Source organism: Ghiorsea bivora (genome assembly GCF_000744415.1).
Taxonomy (GTDB): domain Bacteria; phylum Pseudomonadota; class Zetaproteobacteria; order Mariprofundales; family Mariprofundaceae; genus Ghiorsea; species Ghiorsea bivora.
This window is the reverse complement of the sequence record NZ_JQLW01000008.1, coordinates 14513-26678: the sequence shown is the minus strand read 5'-3', so window position 1 is coordinate 26678 and position 12166 is coordinate 14513. Positions and strand designations below refer to the sequence as shown.

Genomic DNA, 12166 nt, shown 5'->3' with positions numbered 1-12166 from the left:
GTTCCTTTAAAAAACCAGTTATGCTTCGATGATAAGCTCATCAACTTGCGTTAACATACGCAAATGAGGAATACTTTCAGCTTCAACCTCTGAAGCCATTTCAGTCAAAACTTCTGGTTTCATATGATATAAATAAATAGGGATTTCACCCAAACGATCCAATTTTTTCAATTCTTGTGCCATGCCTTTGGGTGTCAAGTGACCACTAATCTCTGCCAATTCTTCACAGTTGTTAGGAAATGAACAGTCCATAATCAAGGCGCGCAAATTGGGCTGAGCATTGGCAACTTCCCAAATTCTATCCGTATGCCCAGTATCAGCTGTAAAAATCATTTGCACACCATCTTGATCCAATAAAAAACCCGTACACGGCACAGGGTGTTCAACACGAATAGGCGTAACCTTTAAACCATCAACCTCGATAACCTCTTCAGCCTTAAAGCTTCTCATCTTCAAAATACCATCTTTTTTGGTTGGTATTTTCGTAAAATCAGGCCAAACAATGTTATTTAAAAAGTGTTCAGACAATGTATGAAGATTTTCTTGTAAACTGTGAATCGTAATTGCGCCGGCCTCAGGTTGTCCGCCCCAGCGTTTTAAAGAGCGGTTATCCGCTAAAAATGCAATATCTTTGATATGATCAAGATGTGTATGCGAAAGAAAAATATGCTCAATATTACCTTGCTCTTCAAGTGTAAGGATTTCAGTCGGTGACCCTGCATCTAACAACACAGTATCATTCACCAAAAAAGAGGTCAGGTGAAAGCCCAATAGCTGCCCACCATAACAGCCCAACACTCGAATTTTCATCTATTCTCCAATACTTCCACAGCTTACTTTGCCTTATACATTGCTGAGGCCAATGCTGAGGCAGATGCAGATAAGTTATTCACCATTACATCTTCCGTGCCTGGGTTGGATGTGATTTGACTCACAAAATGACTGCCAACAACAACACCATCAGCAAAACTTGCAAGGTCAGCTGCTTGCTTTGTTGTTTTCACACCAAAACCTACACATATAGGGAGCTTAGAGTATTGTCGAATTAATGACAACTTATCTTTAATTTTAGCTACTTCCCCCATCTCTGCTCCAGTGATACCTGCAAGTGACACATAATAAATAAATCCATCACCTACAGCAGCTGCCAGTTGTATCCTTTCTTCCGTTGATGTGGGTGCCAATAACATGATTTGGCTTAAGCCATATTGTTTGAATATATCAGCACACAAACCACTTTCCTCGGCTGGTATATCAACCAACAACACGCCATCCACGCCTACTGTAGAAGCACGTTTTGAAAAATCTTCAATACCTATGGTATAAGGAACATTGGCGTACCCCATAAGCACAATACCAATCTCAGGGTGTTTTTCACGAATACGCTTTGCAATATGCAGCACATCATCAAAATGTGTACCAGCAGCAAGCGCCCGTTCACTTGCTGCCTGAATGACAGGCCCATCGGCCATAGGGTCTGAAAAAGGAAGGCCGATTTCAATAATATCTACATGTTCCGCGAGGCTATGCATCAACTTTTCTGATATTTTAACTGATGGGTCGCCCGCAGTTAAATATCCAACAAGCGCCGACCTGTTTTCCGCTTTACAGCGTGTAAAAACTTCTGCTAAACGCTTACTCATGATTGCCCCTCATCATCAAAACCCAATAAATCCATGACTGTACCCAGGTCTTTATCACCACGACCCGATAAATTAATAAGCACAACTTGGTCTTTTTCCATAGCAGACGCAATGCGCATACCAGCAGCTAAAGCATGGCTAGACTCCAATGCAGGGATAATACCCTCCGCTTTAGTTAAGGTTTGAAATGCTTCTAACGCCTCATCATCGGTCGCACTATCCAAGTCTAAACGCCCTTCTTCCTTCATAAATGCCAATTCAGGACCGACACCAGGGTAGTCCAAACCTGCTGAAATACTGTGTGCATCTGCAGAAATTTGCCCTTCATTATCAGCCAAAACATAACTTAAACTACCATGAATAATACCTGGATGACCCTGTGCAAGTGATGCCGCATGTTCTCCAGAATTTAAACCATGACCACCTGCTTCAACAGCCACCAAACGCACACCTGTATCATCCCATAGTGGATGCAACAACCCCATAGCATTCGAACCGCCACCCACGCACGCAACAGCAACATCAGGCAGCTTACCTGCTTGCGCTAAACACTGCGCTCTAGCTTCTTGGCCAATGACCGTGTGAAATTGACGAACCATGAGTGGAAAAGGATGTGGCCCTGCAGCAGTACCAAAAATGTAATATGTATCTTCACACGATGCTACCCAAACACGCAATGCTTCGTTCACGGCATCTTTTAAAGTCGCATTCCCTGAATCAACGGGAATAACATTAGCACCAAGCAGTTTCATGCGAAACACATTTGGAGCCTGTCTACGAATATCTTCGCGCCCCATATAAATATCGCATTGCATATTAAACATGGCTGCGACCGTTGCAGTTGCAACTCCATGTTGACCAGCCCCTGTTTCAGCAATCACTTTCTTTTTACCCATACGCCGTGCAAGCAATGCCTGGCCAATGGTATTATTAACCTTATGCGCACCTGTATGATTCAAATCTTCACGTTTTAAGTAGATTTGCGCCCCGCCGACCTCAGCAGTCAGTTGTTTTGCATGGTAAAGTGGTGTGGACCTGCCCACATAGTTTTTGAGTAAATCAAGTCGTTCCTCATGGAAACTAGGGTCTGCCCATGCTGAAAAAAAAGCATCCTCAATTTCTTTCAACGGCTGCATCAAGGTTTCTGCTGCAAACCGACCACCAAACTTGCCGAAATGTCCACCCTCATCTGGTGCATGTTTGATGCTTAAATCATAATTAATCACAGAACTTCTCACATAATTCTTTTAATTTTTTTCTATCTTTAATGCCTTTAGCAACTTCGACCCCTGAAGATACATCCAGCGCATAAAAACCTTGGATCTGTTTTGCCTCAGTTACATTATTCAAATCTATACCACCAGCAAGGATAAGTGGAGCATGATGTTGAATCCCGCTTAGCATGTTCCAATCAAAACTGTTGCCCGTACCACCATAGATACCCAAAGGGGCTTTAGCGTCAAGCAGCACTGCGCAATCATATGCCGCAATACGTGTTAAGTCTTTTGGTTCGGAGACGGGTAGTGCTTTAATCACTCGGCGTTTTTGGGCTGAACAAAAATCAGCCGATTCATCACCATGGAGTTGCAAAATATCAAGGGAACATACCGCTAATACATCATCAATATTTTCTTGCGTAGGGTTTACAAACAAACCTACAACCGTCATAAAAGGCGGCAAGCTTTGAATAATTTCTTCCGCATTTTCAGGATGAATATAACGTGGTGATTTATCATAAAAAACAAAACCAATGGCATCTGCTCCGTATTCTGATGCCAGTAGGGCATCCTCTAAACGGGTGATTCCGCAAATTTTTAGCCGTGTGCACATATGCATACAATTTTCTTTTTTAAGAATCATGGCTTACTGTAAAAAGAAAGAACATAACAAGCAATATCTAACATAAAAAAGGCCGCCAAATGGCGACCTATTTTACAGTTATATAGTATAACTTTTATTATTTATGCTTTTTACGAATCAAACGTAAACGTGCAGTAAGCATTGCAAGCTCAGCTTCAGCCATGGCCAAATCGGTATCACCATTTTTAGATGCTACAATTTCTTCAGCACGACGTTGTGCTGCAACAATCTCAGCTTCATCCATATCAGATGCACGCTCTGCAGTATCTGCAAGAATTGTTACCTTATCAGGTTGCACTTCCATGTAACCACCAGAAACAAAGACTTCATCCACTTCATCACCATTGGTAATAATAAGCTCACCTGACTTTAAGCCAGACAATAAAGGACTATGTTTTGGTAAAATACCAAGCTCACCCTCAGAACCAGGCACAATCAACATGGTTGCTTGGCCTCTATAAACTTCGCGCTCAGCCGTGGCGACTAAAACTTCCATGCTAGACATGATAATTAACCTTTAGCCTGCATTTTTTCTGCTTTCTCAACAGCACCTTCGATTGAACCCACCATGTAGAAAGCTTGCTCTGGAAGATGGTCATAATCACCAGCTAACAAACCTTTGAAACCTTTGATGGTTTCATCTTTCTTAGCGTAAACACCAGGAGAACCAGTGAATACTTCAGCAACATGGAAAGGTTGAGACAAGAATTTTTGAATCTTACGTGCACGATTCACAGTCAACTTATCTTCATCAGACAACTCATCCATACCCAAGATTGCAATGATATCTTGAAGCTCTTTATAACGTTGCAATGTACGCTGAACGCCTTGTGCAACTTCATAATGCTCAATACCAACAATTTTCGGGTCAAGCTGACGAGATGTTGAATCCAATGGATCCACCGCTGGGTAAATACCAAGCTCTGCAATTTGACGTGACAATACGATTGTAGAGTCCAAGTGAGCAAATGTTGTTGCAGGCGCAGGATCCGTCAAGTCATCCGCAGGTACGTAAACAGCTTGTACTGAAGTAATTGAACCTTTTTTCGTTGATGCAATACGTTCTTGCAAGCGGCCCATTTCTTCAGCCAATGTAGGTTGATAACCCACCGCTGATGGCATACGACCCAATAGTGCTGATACTTCAACACCAGCTAGAGAATAACGGTAGATGTTATCAATAAAGATAAGTACATCACGACCTTCATCACGGAAATACTCAGCCATTGTCAAACCAGTCAATGCAACACGAAGACGGTTACCTGGAGGTTCATTCATTTGACCATAAACCAACGCCACTTTATCAAGTACGTTTGATTCTTTCATTTCGTAATAAAAATCATTCCCTTCACGTGTACGCTCACCAACACCAGCAAACACTGAGAAACCACCATGTCCTGTTGCGATGTTATTGATCAATTCCATCATGTTTACGGTTTTACCAACACCCGCACCACCGAACAGACCAACTTTACCACCTTTGGCAATTGGCGCCATCAAGTCGATAACTTTAATACCTGTTTCAAGGATGTCATTCGCAGGAGCCAACTCATCAAATGCAGGTGCAGAGCGATGAATTTCCCAAAACTGGTCAGATTTAACTTCAGCACCTTCAAAATCGATACCTTCGCCAAGTACGTTCATGATACGACCAAGCGTCGCTTCACCAACAGGAACTTTAATCGCAGCACCTGTATCATCAACTTCTAGACCACGTTTCAAGCCATCTGTTGCACCCATGGCAACACAACGAACAATGTTGTCACCAACATGCTGCTGCACTTCAAGCGTCAAATGAACATCCTTCAATTTCAACGCGTTATAAATTGCTGGTAACTCACCAGCTGGAAAACGAACATCCACTACGGGACCTACGATTTGTACAATTGTTCCTACACTCATTGAATATCTCCTATTTGACTATGCAGCTGCTGCACCGGCACAAATTTCAGCAAGTTCTTGTGTAATTGCTGCTTGACGCGCCTTGTTATAAGTAATTTGCAAATCAGATATAATATCTTTTGCATTGTCTGTTGCAGATTTCATTGCAACCATTCGTGCTGATTGTTCACAAGCTTTGTTTTCCAACACAGATTGATAAACAATCGTTTCAATATAACGGCGCAACAATCCATCGAGCACCTCTTTACTATCTGGCTCGTATAGGTAATCCCAATGTCCAGATAGATTTTCAACCTCTGGCTCAGGGCTAGGGATTAAAGTCACTTCAGTTGGTGTTTGTGTCATGGTGTTCACAAAGGTATTAAATACCAAGCGAACTTCATCATACTCACCTTTGATAAATTTCTCAGCTGCAAGTGTCACAATTGGTAAAACTTCTGACAATGTAGGCTGATCATTAATATCTTCAGCACTTGCTGCAAGTGGCGCAACACGTTTCATGAACAAACCAGCACGACGACCAATGTTGAACACTTCAACTTCAGCTGTTTCCTGTACTTTCTTCATGCTTGTTAACGCGTGTTTAAACACATTGGTATTCAAACCACCGCACAAACCTTTATCCGAAGACACCACAATATAAGCAACTTTTTTCACTTCATCACGAGGTGTAATAAAGGGATGTTTATATTCAGGATGAGCCTGAGTTAAGTTTGCAATGATGGTATGGATACCTTCAGCATAAGCGCGTGACGAAGACACAGCATCTTGTGCTTTACGCATTTTACTTGCCGCAACCATTTCCATGGCTTTGGTAATCTTTGAAGTGTTTTGCGTGGCTTTAATTTGCCCGCGTATTTCCTTAGCCGATGCCATTGGTTAGCTCCTCTTAGTAGGTGCCAGTCGCTTTAAAGTCTGCTACTGCTTTCTTCAAAGTTTCTGTAACTTCATCGCTTAATGTTGGTGTTGCATTCAAATCTTTGATGAAATCACCATGGTTGGAGTTCAAATAAGCAATGTAAGCTTTTTCAAAAGCAACAATCTGATTGGCATCAACTTCATCCAAATCACCATTATTAAGTGCAAACAACACTGCTGTCATTTCTGCAACAGATTGCGGTGTATTTTCATCTTGCTTCAAAACTTCAACACCACGTTTACCACGTTCAATTTGTGCACGTGTAGCTTCGTCAAGGTCAGATGCAAACTGAGCAAAGGCTGCCAACTCACGATACTGAGCCAAATCAAGACGCAAACCACCACCCACTTTTTTCATTGCTTTGGTTTGTGCAGCACCACCAACACGTGATACAGACAAACCAGCATTAATTGCAGGACGTTGACCAGAGTTAAACATAGATGTTTCCAAGAAAATCTGACCATCGGTAATAGAGATTACGTTGGTTGGTACGAATGCAGAAACATCACCCTCTTGGGTTTCAATGATTGGCAATGAAGTTAAAGAACCTGTTTTGCCTTTCACTTCACCATTGGTGAACTTTTCAACATAAGTCTCATCAACACGAGACGCACGTTCAAGTAAACGTGAATGAATGTAGAAAACATCACCAGGATATGCTTCACGACCTGGAGGACGACGCAAAATCAAAGAGATTTGACGGTAAGCCCAAGCTTGTTTTGTAAGATCATCATAAACAATAAGTGCATCTTCACCACGGTCACGGAAATACTCACCCATTGTGCAACCAGAGTAAGGTGCAATGTATTGCAACGCAGCTGCTTCAGAAGCACTGGCTGACACAATAATCGTATGGTCCAAAGCATCATGTTCTTTTAGCGTGCGAACAACATTCGCCACTGTAGAAGCTTTTTGCCCAATCGCCACATACACACAAGTCACACCAGTGTCTTTTTGGTTAATAATCGTATCAATTGCAATCGCAGTTTTACCTGTTTGACGGTCACCAATAATCAACTCACGCTGACCGCGACCCACAGGAACCATAGAATCGATTGCTTTAATACCAGTTTGCAAAGGCTGATCAACAGATTTACGCTCAATTACACCTGGTGCGATTTTTTCAACAGCATCAAAGCCATCATTCTCAACCGCGCCTTTTCCATCAATAGGCTGACCCAAAGCATTAAGCACACGACCTTTAAGACCGTGACCCACTGGCACTTCAAAAATACGACCCGTACATTTGACTTCATCGCCTTCAGCCAAGTGCGTATATTCACCAAAGATGATTACACCAACACTATCTTGCTCAAGGTTAAGCACCATGCCTAGTGTATCACCAGGGAACTCAAGCATTTCACCAGCCATTGCTGCGCCTAGGCCATGAACCAAAGCAACACCATCACCAACTGAAATCAAACGTCCAACGTTTGCATCATTTGCACTGGCTTCAAAACCCTTGATTTGTTCTTTAATAATAGAACTAATTTCTGCTGTATCAAGTTTCATAATCTCAATATCCTCTGTATCTAATCAAACCGACAATGCACGTTTTAAGCCATTAATACGGCCACGTACAGAGTGATCAATTTGGCGGTCGCCAATATTTAGAATCAAACCACCTAAAATCGAAGCATCGGTCTTAACATTTAACTCGACCGCTTTACCCAAACCAGCACTGATTGATTCTTTTAGCTTGTTTGCAAGATCTGCTTTCAAATCCTTAGCAACGGTCACATCAACCATCACCTCCGATTTTTCTTCGCGTATTAACTTATCAAGCATTTCATTGATTAAAACCAATAACGTTGCTTTATTACGCGAACACAACATCACCAACAAACGAAGCACATACTCATCTTTCACAGATGCAGCTTTCAATACCGCTTTAGCACGGTCTTCTGCTGGAATTTGTGAGTTTATCAATAGTGCTTGCGCGTCTTCATTTTCAGTGACTTGCGCAACTTTGCTCAAGTCTTCTGCAACATCAATGCCTTCTTGGTGAAGTTCAAACAAAGCCGTTGCGTAACGACTAGCTATTGATCTTTCGGTACTCATGCGGACACACCTTCAGCAATGACTTTTTCAATCAATGCTGCGTGTTTACCTTCATCGAGTTCTGCTTCAACAATTTTCTCAGCTGCTAAAACAGCCAAAGAAACCACTTCTTTCTGCAAACCTAGACGCACACGGCCTGCTTCTGCTTCCGCTTCTTCTTTCGCACTTTGAATAATAAGCTCTGCATCGTGACGCGCTTTATTAACAGCTTCTTCTGAAACTTCTAATGCGCGACGCTCAGCACCCGATACAATTTCTTGTGCCGTTTGCTTGGCTTCTTCGATTTTCGCTTTCACTTCCGCTTCCGCATCCGCTTGTGCATTTTTACCAGCTTCTGCCGCAGCAAGACCTTCTTCAATCTTTTGCGTTCTAGCTGCCATCGCATCATTCAAAGGTTGATAAAGAAGTTTACCCAACAAAACTACCATCGTTAAGAAAACGATCATTTGTCCAACTAATGTTAAGTCTACACTCATTTCTTTACCCCTTTAAAGTTCTTAATTTCGCGATTAGCCCAAGAATGGGTTAGCAAATACGAACCATAGTGCGAATGCCATAATAATAAACGGGAAAGATTCCATCAAACCTGCGAAAATAAACATGTTAAATACCAATGTAGAGCGCATTTCTGGCTGACGAGAAATACCTTCCATAGTTTTAGCGCAGATCAAGCCCCAAGCAATTGCAGAACCTAAACCTGCAGCTGCCAAAATTATACCGACAGAAATTGCTGTCGCAGCGGTGATGATTACTGTTGCATCCATTTTTACTACTCCTTAGTTTTACTACTTTTTTTAAAATACATCGCTTTGCGATTAGTGCTCTACAGGCTGGTGCGTCATAGATAAATACACCACCGTAAGAGTCATAAAGATAAAGGCCTGAAGCAAGCCAATAAACATATGGAAAAATGACCAGCCCAAAGCAATCACGAAACCTAATACTTCAGCAATGATGCCACCCACACTTAACAAGTCATCCACCGAGTCTGCGAATAATAAGAATGCAATCAGCAAGAAAATAACCTCACCCGCAAACATATTACCAAACAACCGGAAAGAAAGACTCAAAGGTTTAGCAACTTCTTCCACAATTTTCAAAACAAGATTAATAGGCATTACAATTGGTTTTGCCCACATTGGAACCAAGCTAGTAAACGGCTCATTCACCATATCTTTCAAGAAATGCATAGGCTTAAGCTTAAGTTCATAATAGATAGTCATTGCAAACACTGAAAGCGCCATAGCCAAAGGCAAGTTTAAGTCATTGGTTGGCACAGGTCGGAACGCAGGTGCCCCGAAAGAATGTGCAATATGCCCAAGCAAATATGCTGGCAAGATATCAATCGTATTACATAGGAAAATAAAAACAAAAATCGTAAATGCCAGCGGCGCCATCCATGGATTATGCACAGCAAAGTTATTATCAACTGTCTCATTGATAAAATCAACAATCGTTTCAATAAAGTTTTGCGCACCTGTTGGCGCACCTTCTGTAATCTTCCCACGCAACCAAAGTGCAAAACCAATCAATGCTAACGCAATAACACTCGTCATAATCATGGTATCCACGTGGATTTGCATGAATGGATTACTATCATCAAACTTGTACGTCCAATACTCTAAGTGATCCGCAATGGTCGCACCATGCTCTTCAGCATGCCCTGCCATTTGCCCCTGTTCAACATGTCCGTGTTCAGCCAAGACCATCTCCCTTCATTTTCTTAAAACTCATTATTAGACTACTTATATACATTGCAATATAGGCAGATGCCACACCTGCAATCAAGGCTACCGGCTGTAAATTAAAAAAGTAAATTCCCACTGCCAAAGCCAGTAAAAATAAAGCAAATCTAATTCCCGCCAATTTAAGCAGCCGCACTCTATCCGCACCCGATATGCATACACTTTTGTAAACATGCCAAGTGGACAGTATCGTCAAACATCCTCCAAAAAGAACTGCCAACGAACCTGAAAACAGTATAAAAACAATAGTAGCTACCATTGTTACTGCTCCTGCTTGCCAGAGCAACAAAGAGCGAATCTGAACTTTTTGTTCAGCACCATTATCTAACATGTGATCATCCCCACAAGACGACATCCTCTCTCAAGCGCGGCGATTTCTAACAGAAACAATATGAAAAAACAATCATTTAAACTTCATCAATAAAAAAGGGATGCCTTCGCACCCCTTCATGACACCCATTACTCCATTAAAAGTGATTTAGAAATCAGAAGATAAGGCAAGTGAAGCCATGGCATAAGCGGGCACATCTTTACCCTCGAAGGTGACCTTGTTTGAGGAAATTGCACCCGCTATATCCAATCGCACAGCCCAAAGGTTTAATCCCAAACCTGCGGTTGCCACTAAGCCGATATCTGACTGAGCTAAGTTCTGATATGCACCAGCCCGAAGCGCAAGAACATGCCAAGCATCCCATTCTAATCCCAAATTCACATACTGCGACTCATCTGTCTCAATCACACCTTTATTTTTAGTAACATCGTAACCCAACTCAAGGGTGAAATCTCGAGAAGGCATCCAAGCTGCACCTACCTTAGCTTGCGGATCCATCTTATAGGTATAACCCGTTGCCGAATATGTAAACGAAGGTGCGTTAATATTACGCACCGTCAAACCAAACTGGTAAGAAGGCATTCTATACATCACGCCTAAATCTAAACCAAAACCTGTTGAAGTTTCTGTAGCACCATTATTTGAGGTGGCTGTGTTACCAGTTGTACCAAGAATATCAGTTTTATAGTCAAACAGCTCTGCCTGCATATATTTCAACACACCGCCAATACTCAAACGGTCATTAATTGCATGACCATAGGTTACCCCAAGCTCTTTTACTAACGCACCACGCAATGCCCACGCTGTATTATTCTTAGTAATATCTCCTGGTGCCGTTGCCGCAGAAATCAAATTCCCTTCAGCCGCCGCAGCACTTATGCCACCATTGTTCGCAGTAAGTGCAGCTTCATAACCTATGATAACAGAAGCTGCTGCATCAGCAGTTAAACCACCAGCAGGTGAAGTCAGTTGATTTAACATATTTGTTCTTTGAGCTGCTGTAAAAAAACCATTTGGCGCTATAGCAAGAGTACCTGCTGCACCCACTGTGATATTTCCACCAACAACAGCTGTAAGCACATCAAGCCTTGCGTTCTGATTATCCAGAACCACTGTACCACCCACGTCTAATGTTCCTCGAACATTTATACCATAGCTACCAATACGAATCCCAGAACCCACATCTGCAAATGCACCCACACCCATTGGTGATGGGTCTAAGGAGGCAATACCTTTAGAAAAAGCGGCAACATCAGCAACGGTTTGCCCAACATTAGTTGTCAACTGACCAGTAGGTATAGTTGATGGGTTAATCAAAGACTTAAGGATTGTTGTGTTTTTATCTAAAGGACCAAACGCTTTACCACCAGCATCTACACTTAAGTCCATACCCCAACTCTTTTCACTTAAACGACTATTATCCACAGATTTAGTCTCAGCTGAATCATCACTTTCACCAAAAAAACCATATGCAGCAGGATTCCAATACGTTGCATCAACACCGTTGGTAGATGCAATGTTCGATCCACCCATACCCAAAGCGCGCACAGTCGAAGAACGAAACTCTGTAGCAGAAACTACAGTTGATGTCAGAATGGATGAAGCAACTGCCATGTATATCAAACTATTTCTTTTCATAAAAACCCCTATCTATCATTAAGAATAGTTTAGCCCAAAAAAAAAAGCTCCGCAAATGCGGAGCTTT

At 42.0% G+C, this 12166-nt stretch carries 14 protein-coding genes; all 14 read right to left on the bottom strand.

Annotation, left to right across the window (positions count from 1 at the left end):
* Positions 1–18: 18 nt before the first annotated feature.
* The 14 genes from DM09_RS06005 to traF all read right to left on the bottom strand — a co-directional run bounded on the left by DM09_RS06005 (position 19) and on the right by traF (position 12099).
* Positions 19–810, bottom strand: coding sequence for a 3',5'-cyclic-nucleotide phosphodiesterase (locus DM09_RS06005; RefSeq protein WP_038248685.1), 792 nt, complete (start codon positions 808–810; stop codon positions 19–21).
* 23 nt (positions 811–833) lie between these two features.
* A complete protein-coding gene (gene trpA / locus DM09_RS06000) occupies positions 834–1643 on the bottom strand; it encodes a tryptophan synthase subunit alpha (protein ID WP_038248682.1) in 810 nt (269 codons plus the stop codon).
* Positions 1640–2866, bottom strand: coding sequence for a tryptophan synthase subunit beta (trpB, locus tag DM09_RS05995; protein ID WP_038249127.1), 1227 nt, complete (start codon positions 2864–2866; stop codon positions 1640–1642). Before trpB ends, trpA begins: the two co-directional genes overlap by 4 nt.
* Complete coding sequence (locus DM09_RS05990; RefSeq protein ID WP_081881138.1) at positions 2862–3479, bottom strand: phosphoribosylanthranilate isomerase; 618 nt, start codon at positions 3477–3479, stop codon at positions 2862–2864. The genes trpB and DM09_RS05990 overlap by 5 nt, the downstream gene beginning before the upstream one ends.
* A 121-nt stretch (positions 3480–3600) precedes the next feature.
* Complete coding sequence (locus DM09_RS05985; RefSeq protein WP_038248679.1) at positions 3601–4008, bottom strand: F0F1 ATP synthase subunit epsilon; 408 nt, start codon at positions 4006–4008, stop codon at positions 3601–3603.
* A 5-nt stretch (positions 4009–4013) separates the two neighbouring features.
* Entirely contained in the window at positions 4014–5405 is a 1392-nt protein-coding gene (gene atpD, locus DM09_RS05980) for a F0F1 ATP synthase subunit beta (protein WP_038248675.1), read from the bottom strand.
* 18 nt (positions 5406–5423) lie between these two features.
* A complete protein-coding gene (gene atpG, locus DM09_RS05975; RefSeq protein WP_038248672.1) occupies positions 5424–6281 on the bottom strand; it encodes a F0F1 ATP synthase subunit gamma in 858 nt (285 codons plus the stop codon).
* Positions 6282–6294: 13 nt separating this feature from the next.
* The gene (gene atpA, locus DM09_RS05970; protein ID WP_038248670.1) at positions 6295–7836 is read right to left on the bottom strand and encodes a F0F1 ATP synthase subunit alpha; all 1542 of its coding nucleotides are present in this window, start codon (positions 7834–7836) and stop codon (positions 6295–6297) included.
* Positions 7837–7860: 24 nt separating this feature from the next.
* Positions 7861–8385, bottom strand: coding sequence for an ATP synthase F1 subunit delta (gene atpH / locus DM09_RS05965; protein ID WP_038248668.1), 525 nt, complete (start codon positions 8383–8385; stop codon positions 7861–7863).
* The gene (locus DM09_RS05960) at positions 8382–8861 is read right to left on the bottom strand and encodes a F0F1 ATP synthase subunit B (RefSeq protein ID WP_038248666.1); all 480 of its coding nucleotides are present in this window, start codon (positions 8859–8861) and stop codon (positions 8382–8384) included. The genes atpH and DM09_RS05960 overlap by 4 nt, the downstream gene beginning before the upstream one ends.
* 33 nt (positions 8862–8894) lie before the next feature.
* The gene (atpE, locus tag DM09_RS05955) at positions 8895–9149 is read right to left on the bottom strand and encodes a F0F1 ATP synthase subunit C (RefSeq protein ID WP_038248664.1); all 255 of its coding nucleotides are present in this window, start codon (positions 9147–9149) and stop codon (positions 8895–8897) included.
* Between the two features lie 51 nt (positions 9150–9200).
* Entirely contained in the window at positions 9201–10055 is an 855-nt protein-coding gene (gene atpB / locus DM09_RS05950) for a F0F1 ATP synthase subunit A (protein WP_038249125.1), read from the bottom strand.
* A 25-nt stretch (positions 10056–10080) separates the two neighbouring features.
* On the bottom strand, positions 10081–10461 hold the full coding sequence (locus DM09_RS05945; protein ID WP_038248662.1) for a hypothetical protein: 381 nt from the start codon (positions 10459–10461) through the stop codon (positions 10081–10083).
* Between the two features lie 147 nt (positions 10462–10608).
* Entirely contained in the window at positions 10609–12099 is a 1491-nt protein-coding gene (gene traF / locus DM09_RS05940; protein WP_038248659.1) for a conjugal transfer protein TraF, read from the bottom strand.
* Between the last annotated feature and the right edge of the window lie 67 nt (positions 12100–12166).

Bases quoted from the DNA above. Each gene is read 5' to 3' on its own strand.
- atpD (WP_038248675.1), bottom strand. From the start codon at position 5,405: ATGAGTGTAGGAACAATTGTACAAATCGTAGGTCCCGTAGTGGATGTT.
- DM09_RS06005 (WP_038248685.1), bottom strand. From the start codon at position 810: ATGAAAATTCGAGTGTTGGGCTGTTATGGTGGGCAGCTATTGGGCTTT.
- atpB (WP_038249125.1), bottom strand. From the start codon at position 10,055: ATGGCAGGGCATGCTGAAGAGCATGGTGCGACCATTGCGGATCACTTA.
- DM09_RS05960 (WP_038248666.1), bottom strand. From the start codon at position 8,861: ATGAGTGTAGACTTAACATTAGTTGGACAAATGATCGTTTTCTTAACG.
- atpG (WP_038248672.1), bottom strand. From the start codon at position 6,281: ATGGCATCGGCTAAGGAAATACGCGGGCAAATTAAAGCCACGCAAAAC.
- DM09_RS05945 (WP_038248662.1), bottom strand. From the start codon at position 10,461: ATGTTAGATAATGGTGCTGAACAAAAAGTTCAGATTCGCTCTTTGTTG.
- DM09_RS05985 (WP_038248679.1), bottom strand. From the start codon at position 4,008: ATGTCTAGCATGGAAGTTTTAGTCGCCACGGCTGAGCGCGAAGTTTAT.
- DM09_RS05990 (WP_081881138.1), bottom strand. From the start codon at position 3,479: ATGCATATGTGCACACGGCTAAAAATTTGCGGAATCACCCGTTTAGAG.
- atpE (WP_038248664.1), bottom strand. From the start codon at position 9,149: ATGGATGCAACAGTAATCATCACCGCTGCGACAGCAATTTCTGTCGGT.
- atpH (WP_038248668.1), bottom strand. From the start codon at position 8,385: ATGAGTACCGAAAGATCAATAGCTAGTCGTTACGCAACGGCTTTGTTT.
- trpA (WP_038248682.1), bottom strand. From the start codon at position 1,643: ATGAGTAAGCGTTTAGCAGAAGTTTTTACACGCTGTAAAGCGGAAAAC.
- atpA (WP_038248670.1), bottom strand. From the start codon at position 7,836: ATGAAACTTGATACAGCAGAAATTAGTTCTATTATTAAAGAACAAATC.
- traF (WP_038248659.1), bottom strand. From the start codon at position 12,099: ATGAAAAGAAATAGTTTGATATACATGGCAGTTGCTTCATCCATTCTG.